This window comes from Streptomyces sp. NPDC050743 (genome assembly GCF_044456925.1).
Taxonomy (GTDB): domain Bacteria; phylum Actinomycetota; class Actinomycetes; order Streptomycetales; family Streptomycetaceae; genus Streptomyces.
Window position 1 is genome coordinate 29,316 of record NZ_JBITGJ010000051.1, and the last position, 17,414, is coordinate 46,729.

Genomic DNA, 17,414 nt, shown 5'->3' on the forward strand with positions numbered 1-17,414 from the left:
CATGACGGCGTAGGCATGACGGGCATCGGTTCTCGTCTCACGCTGCCGCGTGACGGCAGGGGCGGTGGCGGGAGGCGATGGTGGCGGTCAGGGCCTCGACGGCGTCGACGGTCGCGGTGCTCAGGGCAACTGCGCGGCCGGTCGCGGCGCTTCCGGTGCCGTCGGACGTCTCGGCCAGCAGGCCGGAGCGGGCGGTGAAGGAGTCGTACACCGACCGCAACGCCCCCGGGGCCACGGTCTCGTCTCCGGCGGCGGCGCGGGCCAGGGCGGTGAGGTGTTCGTGCAGCGGTTCGGCCAGTTCGGTCAGCTCCGGCACGGTCTCCTGCGGGGTACGGGGCAAGTGTTCGCCCAGCAGGGTGGCACAACCGGCGACCGTGGAGACCTGAGTCCTGATCTGCTCCAGCTGCGTGTTCGACCAGGGCCCGCGGTGCTCGGCGGGCTCGCCGTGCGACTGCTCCACCGCGGTCTCCATGTGCTCCCGGACCTGCCGTGACCGCGCCCGTAGCGCGTCGACGGCTGCCAGATCGGCCGCCCCGACGTCGGCGTAGCCGGTCAACAGTTCGGGCAGCAGCCGGTCCTGCACGCGCAGCCACTCCGCGAGCAGGCCCGGCAGCCGCCGGGTGGACCAGGTCGGCCAGACCAGGAAGATGAGCATCGCGAGCGCAGCGCCGACCACCGTGTCGGCGGCGCGCGCCCACGCCGTGGGCCCGGGCAGCCCGCCGACGTGGTGGATCAGGAAGACGATCCAGGTGGTCAGCCACAGGTTGAGCATCAGCTGCCCGGTCCGCAAGGTCGAGAACGACGCCGCGGCCAGCACCACCGACGCGACCGCAAGGCCTGCGGGCGACCAGTGCGGCAGGGAGAGCATCCAGGCGAAGAGGCCGCCCAGCACGGCCCCGGCCGCCCGTCCCCAGCCGCGGGCCATGGTGTGCCGGTACCCGGGGAAGAGCACCAGCATGGTGGTCAGGGCCACCCAGAAGCCGTGCGCGGAGATGCCCAGCCCGCCCCAGCCGCCGATCAACCGGCCGATGACCTCGGCGAGCACCACGCCCACGGCGAGCCGCACCGCGTGGCGGAAGATCGGCGACTGGAGATGCAACTGGGCCCGGATGCGCCGGGCGGTGCGTGCCACGGAGGGGGTGCCCGCGTACAGGCCCGGTACCTCGGTGTGGGGTTCCAGCACATCGCCGACGCGGCCCTCCGTCGAGCGCCCGGCCAGCTGCTCGGCCACCCGCAGCCGTGCAGCCAGGTCGCGCGGGCCGCGCACGGGCGAGGCCTGTGCCGCCGACTCCAGCACGGCCCAGACCTCCTCGGGCGTGCGGTGCTCGCGGCCGGTGGCCACCGTACGGGAGATGTTCCCCAGCACCTGAGCGGCGCCGACCAGGGCCTTCTGGTCCACGGCCGCTGCCGCCGCGGATGCCGTGGCCCGTACGGTATGCAGCGCGCGGCGGATGCGCTCAGCCTCTCCGAGCAGTCCGAACATGGCGGCCGCGGCCGGCCGGCTGAACTGCGGCAGCAGGTCCAGGGCGCGCCGGGCCGCCGTGAACGGAGCGGACGCGCTCACGGTGCCGGACCCGGCCGCGACCGAGGCCTCGGCGAGCGACTGGTACACGGCGGTAAGCGCACGCCGCTGGGAGGCGAACCGCGGACCGTACGGCGGGAGCAACTGCACCACCACGACGAGTCCGGTCCCGACCGCGATCCACCCGGCCATCACCAGGCGGCCGTGTACGTCGCGAGCGAGATCAGCCGTGATCATCAGCCCGATGACCGCGAGGCAGCCCCGGATGCCGGGCGCGATGCCCACCGTCCGCCACAGCCCGACGGCGAACGCCGCGACCGCGAGCAGCAGCAGGAACAACCAGGTGGTGCCGTGCACCAGGGCCCCCAGCACCGCCATGGCGCTGAAAGCCGCAGCCATCCCGACGGCGTTCACCACCGGGTGCCGCAGCGGGCTCAGCAGCGTACCGATGCCGCAGATGAACGCACCGACGCTGGCCATGGCCCCGGCCAGCGGCTCGTCCAGCAGCAGCCCGAGGACCGTGGCGAGCAGCACCCCCAGTACGGCCCGCACGATCGCCGACGGGGCCGCGAACGCACGCTGAATGCGCAGTCCGTCCCGGCCGATCGTGATCAGCGACGCCCACCAGCGCATGTCCGGGCCTCCTCAACGGCACGGCCCCGCACCAACGCTCTCATCCTCTGCCGGTCCCCGCTTCACTGCCACTCGCTGCACCCGGACGGCGCCGCTCAGGCGGTGGGAGAGGCCGCGACGCCGATGAGGCCGGCGACGAGGCGGGCGAGAACGGCGGGGGCTGGGGAGCGCACGCTGCTGATGCGATGAACACGCTGGACTTCGCAGACGGAGCGGATCTCGCGCGCCACCGAGCGCAGGCCCATGACGACCCCGACTTCGTGATCGTCGCCCGCACCGACGCCCGGGCGGTGGAGGGCTTCGACGCCGCGCTCCGGCGAGCCCGCCGCTACCGCGAGGCAGGCGCCGACATGCTCTTCCTGGAGGCCCTGCGGAGCGACGCCGAGATCGAGGCGGCCGCTGCGGCCTTCCCCGACACACCGCTGCTGTTCAACTGGGCCGAAGGCGGCAAGACCCCGCCCACCGGCCACGACCTTTCGCCGTGCCAGGCCGACGTGCTGATGGCCGGGGGTGCCATCGCATGGATGCGGCGGCGGCGTCGGAGCGGCGGTCGGTGACCGGCGCGGGTGGGCCGGACGGCGACGACGCCCCGTCAGTTCAGCTTCGACACCTGGTAATGGGCGATGCGCCATTGGCCGTCGACCCGCCTGAGGACCACGCCGAGATTGACTCCGATGGTCGGCCGGTCGGTGAACGAGAAGTCCACACCCAGGTAACCGAGCAGGACGTCCTCGGCCAACTGCCGTGTCTCCAGTACCCGGTAGTCCGCCCGCATGCCGAGAGGCTGGGAGTCGTAGTACTCGGCGACCCCCTGACGGCCGAGGCTGTAGGGATGAAGCCCCTGGAAGACGGCGTCCTCGGTGAAACAGGAGGCGACCCGCTCAGGGTCGTGTGCGTCGACCGCGGACTTCCAGCGGTTCATGACGCCACTCAGGATGTCTTCCCGCGCTGCTGTGCTGTTCATCAGTGTCTCCTCTCTTGAAGGCTCCCCTCCCTGAAGGGGAGGGGATGCGTCGCCCTCCAGGGTTGAGCGGGGATTTACGGCTCAGGCCGCCGCCGGAGCCGGCGGCCCCGGGTGGTCTTACGCCCTCGGCACCGTTCGGGTTCCAACCTGCCCGGACCAGCATCACGCGGGCGGAGTTCTTGTCCCTGGGGGACACGGCTCCGCACGCGGTGCAGGTATACGTTCTCATCGACAGAGGTAGTGCGTGCTTGGTTCTCGCTCCGCACTTGGCACAGTCCATCGTGGTGTGCGCCGGGTGCACGAGACGGACGTCCCGCGCGTGTTTGCGGCCCGTCTCGATCAGGGCGCGCTTCGTGGTGGCGATGGCGGCATCGGCCGCCTTGCGGGCCATGGTGGTCTTCGCCAGGAACCTCGGCCTGAAGTCCTCCACCGCAACCCCGTCGTGGCCGCGCACCACGGACTTGGCCCACTTGCGGGCGGTGTCCTCCCGCTGCCTCGCGATCTTCTTGTGCAGCTTCGCCGCCTGTGCCTGGGCCTTGCGGTAGCCGGCGGATGCGGGCTGTCCCTTGGGAGGTCGGCGCCGGGCCATCATCCGCTGGTACCTCGCGAGCCGCTGCGCGGCCCGCTTGCCGTGCTCGGCATGCGGGAGATCGTAGGCGTCGTCGGTGGTGGTGGCGGTCTCCTTCACCCCCCAGTCCACCCCGAGGACGCGGCCGGTCTCAGAGAGCGGCTCAACCCGAGCCGGGACGACGAAGGACACATACCAGTGGCCGAGGCTGTCCCGGTACACCCGCACACTCGAGGGGTCGGCGGGCAGCTCCCGCGACCACACCACCCTCAGCACGATCCGGCCCGCAAGGTGCAGGCGGCCGTCCCTGAGGCGGAAACCGCGCTTGGTGTAGTTGAGGCTGGGCCGCGCCTGCCGCTTCTTCTTGAAGCGGGGCATCTGGGCCCGGCGGTGCTGCGGCAACCGGTCCTTGATGTCCTTCAGCGCTTTCGCCCTCGACCTGGCGAAGTCGCGTATCACCTGCTGCTGCGGCACGCTCGCGCCCTCAGCCAGCCACGGCGTCACCCCGCGGGCCTCGGTCAGCATCCTGTCCAACTGCCCCGGACCACAGGTCAGCTTCTCGCCACTCGCCGGGCCCTGCGCGTGCACCTGCTGGGACTTCGCGACGCACTCATTCCAGAGCCACCGGCAGCGCGCCCACTCCGCTTCCAGTGCGCGCCGCGCGGTAGCCGACAGGCGCACACGGAAGGTGTACCGGGCATGCCCGGTGTCCTTCGTGGTCGCCTCTGTCGTCATACATCCGAACCTACCCGAGCGGACTGACAGTTGAGAGTTCTCGATCATCATGGGCAACAACACCGCCGTGCGGGGTGGACGCCGGATCGCCCTGACGGCGATCCGGCTACCCCTGCCCCGCTCCGCAGGAGTCCGATTCCTCCCCGGCCTGACGGCCGGGGCATCCTCGGAGGTACCCGGTGAAGTGTCGCCGCGGGCCGGACCAGCGTCAGCTCAGCGCCCCCAGCGGGTCGTCCAGTACCGGCTGCCAGGCCAGTTCGGCCGCGCCGACCAGGCTGTTGTGGTCCAGGGTGCACGGGAGGATCGGGACGCCGCCGCTCTGGCCCCACAGGCTGCGGTCGGCGACGACCGCGCGGAGCCGGCCGGGGTCGGCGTCCAGCAGGGTGCGGTGGAGGCCGCCGAGGATGATGCGGTCGGGGTTGAGGATGTTGACCAGCCCGGCCAGGCCCAGGCCCAGGCGGTCGATCAGGGCCTCGGCGGCTCTGCGCACGGCCGGGTCGTCGTACTGGGTGCGCAGCAGATCGTTGGCCTGCTGGAGCAGGGACACCTCGGGGCCCGGCTCGCGGCCGGCCTCGACCAGCAGGGCCAGCGGGTCCGCCTCGACGTCCAGACAGCCGCGGCTGCCGCAGTGGCAGGGCCGGCCCTCCGGGTTGACGGTGAGGTGCCCGACCTCCAGGGCGAGTCCCGAACTGCCGGTGTGCAGGCGGCCGTCCAGCACCAGGGCGCCGCCGACACCGCGGTGTCCGGTGGCCACGCACAGCAGGTCCCGGGCGCCCCGGCCGGCGCCGTGCCGGTGTTCGGCGAGCGCGGCGAGGTTGACGTCGTTGCCCGCGAAGGCGGGCCCGGTGATGCCCGCCGCGCGCACGCACTCCGCGAAGATCCGCCGGACCGGGGCGCCGACGGGCCAGGCCAGGTGCAGCGGGTTGAGGGCGAGACCGTCGGGCTCGGCCACGGCGGACGGTACGGCGAGTCCGGCGCCGACGCAGCGGCGGCCGGTCGTGCGCAGCAGTTCCGCGCCCGCCTCGACGACCGAGCCGAGCACCTTCGCCGGGTCCGCGTCGACGGTCTCGCAGCCGGGCGCGGTCGCCACGATCCGCCCGCCGAGGCCGACCAGAGCGGCCCGGAAACCGTCGGCGTGGACCTGCGCGGCGAGCGCCACCGGGCCGTCCCCGGCGACCTCCAGCCGGTGCGAGGGGCGGCCCTGCGAACCGGCCGCGGCGCCCGGCCGGGCGTCCACCCGGATCAGCCCGAGCGCCTCGAGCTCGGCTGCCACCGCCCCCGCGGTCGCCCGGGTGACCCCGAGTTCCGCGGTGAGCACGGCCCGGGTCGGTGCCCGTCCGGTGTGCACCAGCTCCAGCGCGGGTCCGAGCGCTCCGCGCCCTCGGTCCAGCCGCGCCCTCGAGGTGGTCCGCTCCCCCGCCGTCCGGGGATCCGCCTTGCCGCTCATGAGGGCGAGTCTCCCATGATCCGCAGGTGCGGCGGCCTACAGGCCGCTGACCCGAAGCGTGATGTTCAGACGTCCGGACAGGCCGAGCCCGGTCGGCGCGGTGCCGCCGTACACCCGCGGAACCCCGTGGTAGGCGAGCCGGGAGGGCCCGCCGAAGACGAACAGGTCGCCGCTGCGCAGCTCGACGTCCGTGTAGGGCTTGGCGCGCGTCTCGGTGTTCCCGAACCGGAAGACGCATGTGTCGCCCAGGCTCAGCGACACCACCGGCGCATCCGCCCGCTCGTCGCTGTCGCGGTGCATGCCCATGCGGGCCTCGCCGTCGTAGAAGTTGATCAGCGCGATGTCGTACGCGTACGGCTCCTGCGGGCCCAGCGCGGTGACGGCGGCGCGGCGGCCCAGCTCGCCGAGCCAGGCCGGGAACGGCTTCACGGGGGCGCCGTCGTCGTCGACGGCCGTGCGGGCGTAGGCGTACGGGTACCAGTGGAGGCCGAGGCAGACCTGCCGGGCGGTCATCGTGCCGCCGCCCGGGGTGCGCACGGTGCGCAGTCCGGCCGGCGGCCGCGCCCACCGGCGGCAGGCGGCGAGCAGGTCGCGCTGCGCGTCGGCGTCCAGCCAGTCCGGGACGTGTACGGCGCCCGGCGCGACCTGGGCGCACTCCCGGGGAAACAGCTCCGCGTCCACACGCTCCATCTTGCCGCAGCCCCGCCCCACCCGCCCTGAGCTGCGGCTCCGCTAGCCTGGAGGGCACGATGAGCGACCGAATGACGACACCGTGGGGCGAGGTCGAACTGTCCCGCTTCCCCGAGGATCCCCGCGACCGGCTGCGCGCCTGGGACGCCTCCGAGGCGTACCTGCTGCGCCACCTGGCCGAGGAGGGGGTGCCGCTCACCGGCTCGGTCGTGGTGCTCGGTGACCGCTGGGGCGCGCTGGCCACGGCGCTCGCGCAGCACCGGCCGACCCAGATCACCGACTCCTTCCTGAGTCAGGAGGCGACCCGGGCGAATCTGGCGCGGGCCGGTGTCGAGCCCGGTGCCGTCCGGTTGCTGACCACCCAGGACCCGCCGCCGCAGCGGGTGGACGTGCTGCTGGTGCGGGTGCCGAAGAGCCTGGCGCTGCTGGAGGACCAGCTGCTGCGGCTGGCGCCCTCGGTGCACGCCGGTACGGTGGTCGTCGGCACCGGGATGGTGAAGGAGATCCACACCTCCACGCTGCGGCTGTTCGAGCGGATCCTCGGCCCGACCCGGACCTCGCCGGCACGGCAGAAGGCCCGGCTGATCTTCTGCACCCCGGACCCGGCGCTGGAGCGGCCGGTGAATCCGTGGCCGTACGGTTACGTCCTCCCGGACGGCGTCGGCGCGGTTTCCGGGCGCTCGGTCGTCAATCACGCCGGCGTCTTCTGCGCCGACCGCCTCGACATCGGGACCCGCTTCTTCCTCCAGCACCTGCCCGGACCGGGCGCGGGCCGCGTGGTGGACCTCGGGTGCGGCAACGGCGTGGTCGGTACGGCGGTGGCGCTCGCCGATCCGTCGGCCGAGGTGCTGTTCGTGGACGAGTCCTTCCAGGCGGTGGCCTCGGCGGAGGCGACGTACAAGGCCAACGGGGTGCCGGGACACGCGGAGTTCCGGGTCGGCGACGGGCTGGCCGGGGTGGCGCCCGGCAGTGTGGACCTGGTCCTGAACAACCCGCCCTTCCACTCCCACCAGGCCACGACCGACGCGACGGCGTGGCGGATGTTCACGGGGGCGCGGCGCGCGCTGCGGCCGGGGGGTGAGCTGTGGGTGATCGGGAACCGGCACCTGGGGTATCACGTGAAGCTGAGGCGGTTGTTCGGTAACAGTGAACTGGTCGCGTCCGACCCGAAGTTCGTGGTGCTGAAGGCGGTCAAGAAGGGCTAGTGGCCCAGCCCGGAGGCCAGTTCGGCCGCTGCCGTGGCGGCGGCGAAGCCCCACCACCCTCGGCCCGCCGAGTTCGTCCGACGCCCGTCCGCTCCACCCGGCCGGCCGGGTTGCGACCTCTGCGTGGCACCCGGTCTTCCGGGCGGCGAGACCGACGGTCGCACGGCCCCCGGTCTCCCGCTCGTCCTCCGCGCGGCCGCGGGCCCGCAGCCCGTGGGCACCGGTTTCCGTCCGCGCGGAACTGCGCGACAGCCTTCTCCGCGCAAAGCGCGCATCCTCGGCAGTGGTTCGGGCTCCGGGCAGCGCACGGCCCCGGCGGGGCAGGCGCGCCGGCCCCGAGCCGGTCCGCCTCCGGTCACGTGCCGGCGCGGCCCAGGACGCCGATGATGCGGGCGACCTCCCGGGCCATCGCCTCCCTGCCCACGGCGAGGTACTTGCGGGAGTCGACGGCCTCCGGATGGGCGGCGAGGAAGTCCCGGATCGCTGCCGTCATGGCCGCGTTGAGGGCGGTGCCGACGTTGACCTTGGCGATACCGCCCGCGACCGCCGCGACCAGTCCGTCGTCGGGCACGCCGGAGGAGCCGTGCAGGACCAGGGGCGTGGCCAGCGCGGCGGACAGGCGCTTCAGCAGGCCGTGGTCGAGGGTGGCGGTGCGGGTCGTCATGGCGTGCACGCTGCCGATGGCCACGGCGAGGGCGTCGACCCCGGTGCGGGCGACGAAGTCGCGGGCCTGGTCGGGGTCGGTGCGGGCGCCGGGCGCGTGGGCGTCCAGCGGGAGCCTGCCGTCCTTGCCGCCGATCTGGCCCAGCTCCGCCTCGATCCAGAGCCCTTGGGCGTGCGCCCAGTCGGCGGCGGCCCGGGTGGCGGAGAGGTTGTCGGCGTACGGCAGCCGGGCCGCGTCGTACATCACCGAGCTGAACCCGGCGTCGAGCGCCTGGCGCAGCAGGTGGTCGCTCTGGACGTGGTCCAGGTGCAACGCTACGGCGACGGCGGCGCGTTCGGCGGCGGCGACGGCGGCCCGGGCCAGCGGCAGCAGCCGCCCGTAGCGGAACTTGACGGCGTTCTCGCTGACCTGGAGCACGACGGGCGCGCCGGCCGACTCGGCGCCGGCGATGACGGCCTCGACGTGTTCCAGGGTGATGACGTTGAACGCGGCGACGGCGGATCTGGTTGCGGCGGCTGCGGTGACCAGCTCGCCGGTGGACGCGAGGGGCACGTGAGGTGTCCTTCCGGGCGCGGGCCGGGGCTCAGGGGGCGAGGATCACCGAGCGGGTGAGATGGCGGGGCTGGTCGGGGTCGAGGCCGCGGGTGGCGGCGACGGCGACGGCGAGCCGCTGGACGCGGACGAGTTCGGCGAGCGGGTCGAGCCCGCCGGCGATCCACCGGCCGCCGGTGGCGCGGACCTGTTCGGCGAGCCCTTCGGGTGCCTCGCCGAGCATCCAGGTGGCCGTGCCCTCGGTGGTGACGCTGATCGGGCCGTGCCGGTACTCCATCGCCGGATAGGCCTCGGTCCAGGACAGCGAGGCCTCGCGCATCTTCAGCCCGGCCTCGCTCGCGAGCCCGACGGTCCAGCCGCGCCCGAGGAAGGTGAACTGGGTGCAGTCGACCAGCCCTTCGGGCAGAGGAGTGGACAGGGCCGTGCGCGCGTCGGCGACGACGGAGTCGGTGTGCAGGCCGAGGTGGGCGCGCAGGAGGGTGAGGGCGGTGGTGGCGAACCGGGTCTGGACGACGGAGCGTTCGTCGGCGAAGTCCAGCGCCACGAGGTCGTCGGCGGCCGAGGTCACCGGGGTGTCCGGATCGCCGGTGACGGCCGTGGTCCGGGTCCTGCCCCGCAACTCGCCCAGCAGTTCCAGCACTTCGGTGGTGGTGCCGGAGCGGGTGAGGGCCACCACCCGGTCGTAGGCGCGCCCGTAGGGGAACTCGGACGCCGCGAACGCGTCGGTCTCGCCCTGGCCCGCGCCCTCCCGCAGGGCGGCCACCGCCTGCGCCATGAAGTACGAGGTCCCGCACCCCACGATCGCGACCCGCTCCCCCGGCCCCGGCAGCGCGTCCCGGTACCGCTCCGCCTCCTCGGCCGCCCGTATCCAGCACTCCGGCTGGCTGTTCAGCTCGTCCTCGACATGGGTCATGACCCACACCCTCCCCTGGCTGATTGTTCCTGCAAGATATAGCGATCTTTCGAGCACAATCAAGCATTCGACCGCAGAGTCAGGTGCGTTAGGGTCACGGGACCACGGAGAACGGAGGCTGCGGATGTCCCGGGACGCCCGCTGGAAGGCACTGCTGGAACTGCTCGTCGAGCGCGGCCGGCTGGAGGTGGAGGAGGCGGCGGCCGAGCTGGAGGTGTCGGCGGCGACGATCCGCCGGGACTTCGACCAGCTCGCCGAGCAGCAGATGCTGGTGCGCACCCGGGGCGGCGCGGTGGTGCACGGGGTGTCGTACGAACTCCCCCTGCGCTACAAGACGGCCCGCCGCGCCTCGGAGAAGCAGCGCATCGCCAAGGCCGTCGCCGAACTCGTCGCGCCGGGCGAGGCGGTGGGGCTGACCGGGGGCACGACCACCACGGAGGTGGCCCGCGCCCTGGCCGTACGCGGTGATCTGTCCAGCGGATCGCCCGCGCTGACCATCGTCACCAACGCGCTCAACATCGCCAACGAGCTCGCGGTACGGCCCCAGTTCAAGATCGTGGTGACGGGCGGGGTGGCGCGCCCGCAGTCCTACGAGCTCATCGGCCCGCTCGCGGACGGGGTGCTCGGTCAGATCACGCTCGACATCGCGGTGCTCGGGGTCGTCGCCTTCGACGTCACGCACGGCGCGGCGGCCCATGACGAGGCGGAGGCCGCGATCAACCGGCTGCTGTGCGAGCGCGCCGAGCGGGTGGTGGTCGCCGCGGACTCCAGCAAGCTGGGTCAGCGGGCGTTCGCGCGGATCTGCGGGGCGGAGCTGGTGGACACGCTCGTCACGGACACGGCGGTGGGGCGGGAGACGGTACGCCGCTTCGAGGAGGCGGGCGTCCGGGTCGTCACGGTGTGACGACGGGGGCGGCTCGGGCGGGGAACGGTCCGCCGGCGCCGGCTGCCGGCCGCCCGCCGCGCTGCGGGCGCCGTGCGAGGCATGCGGCGGGCGCGGGTTCAGCGGTGGGGCCGGCGTTCACGGCCACCGCGCCACGCCGCTCGGCCCACATGCCACCGCGGCATGCCGACTCGGCTCAGATGCCGCCGAGGTCGGCCTTCACAAACCCCGCTCCGCGCTGGTCGTTGCAGCCCGCCGCCGGCCGGTCGAGCGGGTCGGGCCCGGCCTGCTGGGCCTGGAGCGCCACGCTCACCAGGGTCAGCAGCAGGTCGACGTCGCTCGCCGCGTCCAGGCGCAGGGTCACCCACTGCGAACCGGGCACGATCCTGATCGCGCCCGAGTCCCTGAGGTCCTTGGCGAAACGCCGGATCGCCCGGTCGGTCAGCCGCAGATCCACATCGCGGTCCGAGTGGAAGTGGGCGATCTCGCCCTGGGCCGAACTCACCGCCTGTCCCAGGCCGCAGCTCGGGACCGCCTGACTCAGGTCGGGCCAGGTCGCCAGTTGCGCGAGCGCGCGCGAGGCCAACGTCATGGGCCCATCATGGCCCGCTCACCCCTCGGCAACCAGCTCGTGAGCAAGCATTAACCGGCCTGTATCCGGCCGCGGGGCGCGCCGGGACGCCCTCGGAGCAGACCGAACGAGGCGTACGCCGCGCCGCGTTGACGCCGCCGCCGGCCCGAGCGAGCACAAGTCGGTGCAGCTCAAGGCCACATCGGTCGAATCCTGGACACTCGGGATCTAGTCCCGGAGCGTCCGGGGCAGACCGAAGCGGGGCAGAAGTCCGTTGTCGCCGAAGCGGGTGATGGCGCAGATCCGGTCGTCTCGCAGTGTGAGAACGACAAGCCCGTAGGCGTGTGCGACCGCACTGCCGGGCTCGCGCAGATAGCCGCCGAACGCGGGCTGGCCGTTCGCACGCGTGGGCACGAGGCGCAGCGCCCTACCGCCCCACCAGGGCAGGGCGCGGTAGAACCGGGCGATCGCCGTGCGTCCCTGGTACTCCAGCGGCTCGGGCGGCATCGTCAGCCAGGCGTCCTCGGTGAGCAGCGCGACGAGCCCGTCGATGTCGGAGTTCTCCAGCGCGTCCACGAACCGTCCGACGAGCGCGCGTTCCCGCACCGAGCGCGGCAGCGGCGCACGGTCCCGGTCCGGTGCGGGAAGCCGGCCGTCCAGCGCCGCACGCGCGCGCTGCAGGGCGCTGTTCACCGACACACCACTGCTGTCGAGGAGTTCGGCCACCTCCGCGGCGCGGAAGCCGAGCACATCGCGCAGCACCAGGACCGCGCGCTGCCGTGGCGGCAGGTGCCGCAGCCCTGCCGTGAACGACAGCGCCAGCGCCTCCCGCGTCTCGTAACGGGCCTCGGGGCCCGGCGCGGTGTCGGGCAGGTCCGCGAGCAGGGCGTCCGGGTAGGGCTCGTACCAGATGGCCTCGGAGCGGCGGGTGGGCTCGGGCACGTCCACCGGCGGGCCGGCCGGCTCGCGCGGCTGCGGCCGACGGCCCGCGTCGCGCAGGGCGTTCAGACAGCGGTTGGTCGCGATGCGGTACAGCCAGGCCCGTACGGAGGCCCGGCCCTGGAATCCGTCCAGCCCACGCCAGGCGGCCAGCAAAGTCTCCTGGACCATGTCCTCCGCGTCCTGTACGGAGCCGAGGATCCGGTAGCAGTGCAGCTGGAGCTCGCGCCGGTGCGGCTCGGTGAGCGCCCGGAACGCCTCCGCGTCGCCGGCCCGGGCACGGTCCAGGGTCGTCTCGGTCACCACGGCATCCCTCGCCTCGCCTCTTGCGCCGGTCCTCTCGGTAAGGACACCGTCCGGGCCGGAAAGTCATCGGTGACCTGCCGGGGGTGCCCGTGTCTCAACAAGCGACCGACTTTCGCAACGCACCGAGGGAGATCACCGTGACGAACATCGCGGGCAGGGCCGTTCTGATCACCGGCGGCAATCGCGGCATCGGCCGGGCCTTGGTGGCGGAGGCGCTGGCCAGGGGCGCGGCGCGGGTCTACGCCGGTACCCGAGTGCCGCTGGACCACTCCGACGGGCGGGTCACGCCGCTGCGCCTGGACGTGACGGACGCGGACCTGCTGCGCCGAGCTGCCGAGGAGGTCGGATCCCTCGACGTCCTGGTCAACAACGCCGGCATCGCCGTACCCGACGAACTGGACGACCGTGCCGCGCTCGAACGGCATCTCGCCGTCAACCTCTTCGGCACCTATGACGTGATCCGGGCCTTCCTGCCGCTGCTGCTCCGCTCCGAGGGGGCGATCGTCAACAACCTGTCGCTGAACAGCCTCGCCGCGCTTCCGCTGCTCCCGGCCTACTCGGCGTCGAAGGCGGCCGCCTTCTCCCTGACGCAGTCGCTGCGCACCCTGCTCACGGGACGGGGCGTGCGGGTGCACGCCGTGCTGACCGGGCCCGTGGACACCGACATGACCCGCTCTCTCGACATCCCGAAGGCCTCCGCCGAGTCCGTGGCGCGGGCCGTCCTCGACGGTGTGGAGAAGGGCGAGGAGGACATCTTCCCCGACCCGCTGTCGGCGTCCCTGGCCGAGGACTGGCACGGCGGCGTGGTGAAGGCCCTGGAACGACAGCTGGCCGGCCTTCCCGCGGCACGACCCACCGGCTCCTGAGCCGTGCGGCTAGCACGGGAGGGCGCCTGACGACGCCGCCCCGACACCGCACACCCGCATCCCCGTCCACCGTCCACCGTCCACCGTCCACCGTCCACCGTCCACCGTCCACCGTCCATCAAGCATCCAGGAGAGTTCCCATGAACATCCACAAGGCCCTGGTCATCGGCGCCGCCGGCAGCGTCGGCCGTGCCACCGTCGACGCCCTCACCGCCGCCGGTGTCCGTGTCCTGGCCGCCGGTCACGAGCGGGACGCCACGGATCCCGCGCAGGTCACGGCGCTCCTCGGGGAGGCCGACCCGGACCTCGTCGTGGTCGCCGCGGGCACCCGGCCGCGCATGGCGCCGGTCGGGGAGCAGAGCTGGGAGTCGTTCTCGGCCCCGTGGCACGTCGACGTCAGGATCGCCTTCGAAGTCGGCCGTGCCGCCCTCGCACAGCCGTTGCGGCCGGGCTCGACCGTGGTGATCCTCTCCAGCGGCGCCGGGCTCGGCGGCTCACCGCTGTCGGGCGGCTACGCCGGTGCCAAGCGGACGCAGATGTTCCTGGCCGGCTACCTCCAGCGCGAAGCCGACGCCCGTGGCCTCGGTGTCCGGTTCGTCGCCCTGGCCCCGGGCCAGTTGCTGACCGGAACCGAGATCGGCGAGGCCGCGGCCGCCGCGTACGGCGCCGAGACCGGCCAGTCGGCCGACGCCTATCTGAAGGAGCACTTCCCGGTGCCGCTCGATGCGGCCGGGGTCGCACGGGCCGTCGTCGCGATCGCCTCCGGCGAGGACCACGGCGGGCGGACGGTGCTGAAGGTGACGGGGAAGGGGGTCGAGCCGGTGTGATCCGCGCGGGGGTGCGGGGCGCATCCCCGACGGGCCGCGGGCGCCGAGTCGGATGGGCCGGCGCCCGCACCTGCGGGATGTCACGCAGGCACACAAAGGGCGCGCGCGAAGGCGGGCAGGGCACGGCACGCCGCCGTCTCCTGCCCGCCACGCCACCGCCGGTGCGAGCGCGCCCCGCTCGCACCCATCGATCCGCCGAACCGCCCCGCCCCTCGGCATTTCGCTTGCCCCACTCCGGCGCCCCCGCCTAGCCTGACTTTGTGCCGCTAATAAACAAATCCCGAATGCACAGCGTCGTGCCGGGTGGCAGCCGCGATCTCTCCCGGCTCCGCGTCGCGCTCACCGCCTTCTTCGCCCTCGACGGCTTCGTCTTCGCGGGCTGGGTGGTCCGTATCCCCGCCATCAAGCAGCAGACCGACTCCTCCGCCAGCGCCCTGGGCCTCGCCCTGCTCTGTGTGTCCGCCGGTGCCGTCGTCACCATGACCCTGACCGGGCGGCTGTGCCGCCGCTACGGCAGCCATCCGGTCACCGTGGTCTGCGCCGTCCTGCTCTGCCTCAGCGTCAGCCTGCCCCCGCTGACCCACTCCGCGCCCGCCCTCGGCGCCGTGCTCCTCGTCTTCGGCGCCGCCTACGGCGGTATCAACGTCGCCTTCAACAGCGCCGCCGTCGACCTGGTGGCCGCGCTGCGGCGGCCGATCATGCCGTCGTTCCACGCCGCGTTCAGCCTCGGCGGCATGATCGGCGCCGGTCTCGGCGGACTGGTCGCCGGTGCGCTCTCCCCCACGCGGCATCTGTTCGGCCTGACCCTGATCGGGCTGCTCGTCACGGCCGTCGCCGGGCGCACCCTACTGCGGCAGGAACCGCCCGCCCCGGCGGACCGCGCCCTCGCCTCGCCCCCGGAACCGCACCGTGCCGCCGCGCGGCGGACCGGTGGCCGCGGGCTGGTCGTCGTCTTCGGGCTGATCGCTCTGTGCACCGCCTACGGCGAGGGCGCCATGGCCGACTGGGGCGCGCTCCACCTCCAGCAGGACCTGGCGGCGTCGTCCGGCGTGGCGGCGGCCGGGTACTCGTGTTTCGCGCTGGCCATGACCGTGGGCCGGGCGACCGGCACGACCCTGCTGGAGCGCCTCGGCCGGGCCCGCACGGTGATCGCCGGCGGCACCGTCGCGGCGGTCGGCATGCTGCTCGGCTCCCTCGCGCCGTCCGTGTGGGCCGCCCTGATCGGCTTCGCCGTCACCGGCCTCGGCCTCGCCAACCTCTTCCCGGTCGCCGTGGAGCGGGCCGGCTCGCTGACCGGTCCGTCCGGCGTGGCCGTCGCCTCGACCTTCGGCTACGGCGGCATGCTGCTCGGGCCGCCCGCCATCGGGTTCATGGCCGACTGGTTCTCCCTGCCGGCCGCACTCACCAGCGTCGCGGCACTGGCCGCCGTCGCCACGGCCATCGGCGTCTCCACGCGGCGGACGCTGGGCGCGTGAGCCGCCGGCCGACAGCACCCGGCCGGCCCCCGAGCACATCGAGCACACGCGGCCGGCCGGCTCACCGCAAGCGGCCCGGTCGGCGCCGCGTCAACAAGCGCACGGCCGCCTTCCCGCCGGCCAACCGGACCGGCACGCCGGGAAGCCGGCGGCAACACCCTGACCAGCCGGGCGACTCCGCGCGCACCTCCCCGCCAGCTCCGCACGGCGACCCGCTCAGCGCGGCACCGGCCGTACACGCCTCCACCGGACAAACACCCCGGACCGGCGCACGAGCCCGGTCAGCCCCGCGTCATGACCACCTGGCCGGCCTCGCGCCGCCCGCTTCCGATCGGAATCCGTACCGGCCCGATCAGCTCCACACGCCGAACGCCCGGTCGGCCACCGCGCCGAAGGCCCAGCCGGTCCCCCGCCGACCATTACCGACCCGGCAAGCACCCCCATCCGGCACACTCACCCCATGGACACTGCCGACTTCCTTCAGACCCTGGACCGGGAGGGCCGGTTGCTCGCGGCGGCCGCCGCCGCCGCGGGTACCGATGCCAAGGTGCCGACCTGCCCGCAGTGGCAGGTGCGCGACCTGCTGCGACACATCGGCGCGGTGCACCAGTGGGCCGCGGCCGTCGTCGCCGACGGACAGCCGGACCCCCGCCCCTTCGGTGACCTGCCGGACCTGGACGGCGACGAACTGGTGGACTGGTACCGGGACAGTCACCGCCTGCTGGTCGACACACTGACCGCCGCGCCCGCCGACCTGGAGTGCTGGACCTTCCACCCGGCGCCCAACCCCTCGGCGCTGGCCTTCTGGACCCGCCGGCAGGCGCACGAGACGGCCGTCCACCGGTACGACGCGGAGGCCGCGCGCGGCGGTACGGCATCGCCGATCGCGGCGGACTTCGCGGTGGACGGCATCGACGAACTGCTGCGCGGTTTCCACGCCCGCCCCAGGAGCCGCGTGCGCACACCGGAGCCGCGCGTGCTGCGGGTACGCGCGCTGGACGCGGAGCCGGAGGCGGTGTGGACCGTACGGCTCACGGCCGAACCGCCGGTGACCGTCCGGGACGCGGCGGACCAGGCCGATGCCGAACTGTCGGGCCCCGCCGACAAGTTGTATCTCGCCCTGTGGAATCGGGAGCCCGTGCCTAGCGTGTCCGGTGATCGCTCCCTCGCCGCCCTCTGGCGGGAGAAGAGCGGAATCTGACGCCCGGTCAGTCCCCCTCGCCGAGCATCCGGGTCAGCACCGCGCGCTGCACCGGCCGCACCTCGCCGTGCAGCGCGCGCCCCTTCGCCGTGAGCACCACGCGCACCCCGCGCCGGTCCTCGGCGCACATCGCGCGCTCGACCAGGCCGTCCTTCTCCAGACGCCCGATCAGCCGGGACAGCGCGCTCTGGCTGAGATGGACGCGCTCGGAGATCTCCTGCACGCGGTAGGCGCAGCCGCCGTCCGCCGCCGCGCCCTCGGCCAGCAGGTCGAGGACCTCGAAGTCGCTGGCGCACAGGCCGTGTCCGTGCAGGGCCCGGTCCAGCTCGCACTGGGTGCGGGCATGCAGCCCCAGAATGCCCCGCCACTGCTCCACGAGCGCCTGCTCGGCCCTGTTCGACGCCATGGGCGCACCGTAGCAGAGGACCGAGATCATTGCATCGGAATTAAATG

The 17,414-nt window shown here is 73.6% G+C and carries 17 protein-coding genes; 7 read left to right on the forward strand and 10 right to left on the reverse strand.

Annotated elements, in window-relative coordinates:
* Positions 1-37: 37 nt before the first annotated feature.
* Entirely contained in the window at positions 38-2,155 is a 2,118-nt protein-coding gene (locus ACIBJF_RS34345; protein ID WP_399179679.1) for an FUSC family protein, read from the reverse strand.
* Positions 2,156-2,340: 185 nt separating this feature from the next.
* Between ACIBJF_RS34345 and ACIBJF_RS34350 the strand changes: the two genes are divergently transcribed.
* A complete protein-coding gene (locus ACIBJF_RS34350) occupies positions 2,341-2,712 on the forward strand; it encodes an isocitrate lyase/phosphoenolpyruvate mutase family protein (protein WP_399179681.1) in 372 nt (123 codons plus the stop codon).
* Positions 2,713-2,747: 35 nt separating this feature from the next.
* Here ACIBJF_RS34350 and ACIBJF_RS34355 read toward each other — a convergent pair whose 3' ends face one another.
* From ACIBJF_RS34355 to ACIBJF_RS34370, 4 genes are all read right to left on the reverse strand, one after another.
* Entirely contained in the window at positions 2,748-3,119 is a 372-nt protein-coding gene (locus ACIBJF_RS34355) for an SgcJ/EcaC family oxidoreductase (protein ID WP_399179683.1), read from the reverse strand.
* On the reverse strand, positions 3,037-4,422 hold the full coding sequence (locus ACIBJF_RS34360) for an RNA-guided endonuclease InsQ/TnpB family protein (protein ID WP_399179685.1): 1,386 nt from the start codon (positions 4,420-4,422) through the stop codon (positions 3,037-3,039). Before ACIBJF_RS34360 ends, ACIBJF_RS34355 begins: the two co-directional genes overlap by 83 nt.
* A gap of 208 nt (positions 4,423-4,630) precedes the next feature.
* A complete protein-coding gene (locus tag ACIBJF_RS34365) occupies positions 4,631-5,869 on the reverse strand; it encodes an ROK family protein (protein WP_399179686.1) in 1,239 nt (412 codons plus the stop codon).
* Positions 5,870-5,905: 36 nt separating this feature from the next.
* A complete protein-coding gene (locus ACIBJF_RS34370; protein ID WP_399179687.1) occupies positions 5,906-6,550 on the reverse strand; it encodes an alpha-ketoglutarate-dependent dioxygenase AlkB family protein in 645 nt (214 codons plus the stop codon).
* Positions 6,551-6,630: 80 nt separating this feature from the next.
* On the opposite strand from ACIBJF_RS34370, the gene ACIBJF_RS34375 reads away from it, so the two are divergent.
* Positions 6,631-7,764 (forward strand): methyltransferase, encoded by a 1,134-nt coding sequence (locus ACIBJF_RS34375; RefSeq protein ID WP_399179734.1) that lies wholly within the window; start codon positions 6,631-6,633, stop codon positions 7,762-7,764.
* A gap of 355 nt (positions 7,765-8,119) precedes the next feature.
* Here the strand turns inward: ACIBJF_RS34375 and ACIBJF_RS34380 are convergent, their stop codons facing one another.
* Together ACIBJF_RS34380 and ACIBJF_RS34385 are read right to left on the reverse strand one after the other, a co-directional pair.
* Positions 8,120-8,980: a ketose-bisphosphate aldolase gene (locus tag ACIBJF_RS34380; protein WP_399179689.1), complete on the reverse strand. Its 861-nt coding sequence runs from the start codon at positions 8,978-8,980 to the stop codon at positions 8,120-8,122.
* Between the two features lie 31 nt (positions 8,981-9,011).
* Positions 9,012-9,893 carry an SIS domain-containing protein gene (locus tag ACIBJF_RS34385; RefSeq protein ID WP_399179691.1) on the reverse strand — a complete coding sequence of 294 codons (882 nt, stop codon included), beginning with the start codon at positions 9,891-9,893 and terminating at the stop codon, positions 9,012-9,014.
* A gap of 124 nt (positions 9,894-10,017) precedes the next feature.
* Between ACIBJF_RS34385 and ACIBJF_RS34390 the strand changes: the two genes are divergently transcribed.
* Positions 10,018-10,797: a DeoR/GlpR family DNA-binding transcription regulator gene (locus tag ACIBJF_RS34390; RefSeq protein WP_399179692.1), complete on the forward strand. Its 780-nt coding sequence runs from the start codon at positions 10,018-10,020 to the stop codon at positions 10,795-10,797.
* Positions 10,798-10,972: 175 nt separating this feature from the next.
* On the opposite strand, the gene ACIBJF_RS34395 is transcribed toward ACIBJF_RS34390, so the two are convergent.
* Both ACIBJF_RS34395 and ACIBJF_RS34400 read right to left on the reverse strand, forming a co-directional pair.
* Positions 10,973-11,368 (reverse strand): luciferase family protein, encoded by a 396-nt coding sequence (locus tag ACIBJF_RS34395; RefSeq protein WP_399179694.1) that lies wholly within the window; start codon positions 11,366-11,368, stop codon positions 10,973-10,975.
* Positions 11,369-11,575: 207 nt separating this feature from the next.
* Positions 11,576-12,589 (reverse strand): sigma-70 family RNA polymerase sigma factor, encoded by a 1,014-nt coding sequence (locus ACIBJF_RS34400; protein WP_399179696.1) that lies wholly within the window; start codon positions 12,587-12,589, stop codon positions 11,576-11,578.
* A 140-nt stretch (positions 12,590-12,729) separates the two neighbouring features.
* Between ACIBJF_RS34400 and ACIBJF_RS34405 the strand changes: the two genes are divergently transcribed.
* From ACIBJF_RS34405 to ACIBJF_RS34420, 4 genes are all read left to right on the forward strand, one after another.
* Complete coding sequence (locus ACIBJF_RS34405) at positions 12,730-13,458, forward strand: SDR family NAD(P)-dependent oxidoreductase (RefSeq protein WP_399179698.1); 729 nt, start codon at positions 12,730-12,732, stop codon at positions 13,456-13,458.
* Positions 13,459-13,598: 140 nt separating this feature from the next.
* On the forward strand, positions 13,599-14,285 hold the full coding sequence (locus tag ACIBJF_RS34410; RefSeq protein ID WP_399179700.1) for an SDR family oxidoreductase: 687 nt from the start codon (positions 13,599-13,601) through the stop codon (positions 14,283-14,285).
* Positions 14,286-14,569: 284 nt separating this feature from the next.
* A complete protein-coding gene (locus ACIBJF_RS34415; protein WP_399179702.1) occupies positions 14,570-15,760 on the forward strand; it encodes an MFS transporter in 1,191 nt (396 codons plus the stop codon).
* Between the two features lie 460 nt (positions 15,761-16,220).
* A complete protein-coding gene (locus ACIBJF_RS34420; protein ID WP_399179704.1) occupies positions 16,221-16,961 on the forward strand; it encodes a maleylpyruvate isomerase family mycothiol-dependent enzyme in 741 nt (246 codons plus the stop codon).
* A 7-nt stretch (positions 16,962-16,968) separates the two neighbouring features.
* On the opposite strand, the gene ACIBJF_RS34425 is transcribed toward ACIBJF_RS34420, so the two are convergent.
* Positions 16,969-17,367 (reverse strand): MarR family winged helix-turn-helix transcriptional regulator, encoded by a 399-nt coding sequence (locus tag ACIBJF_RS34425; protein WP_399179706.1) that lies wholly within the window; start codon positions 17,365-17,367, stop codon positions 16,969-16,971.
* Positions 17,368-17,414: the final 47 nt, after the last annotated feature.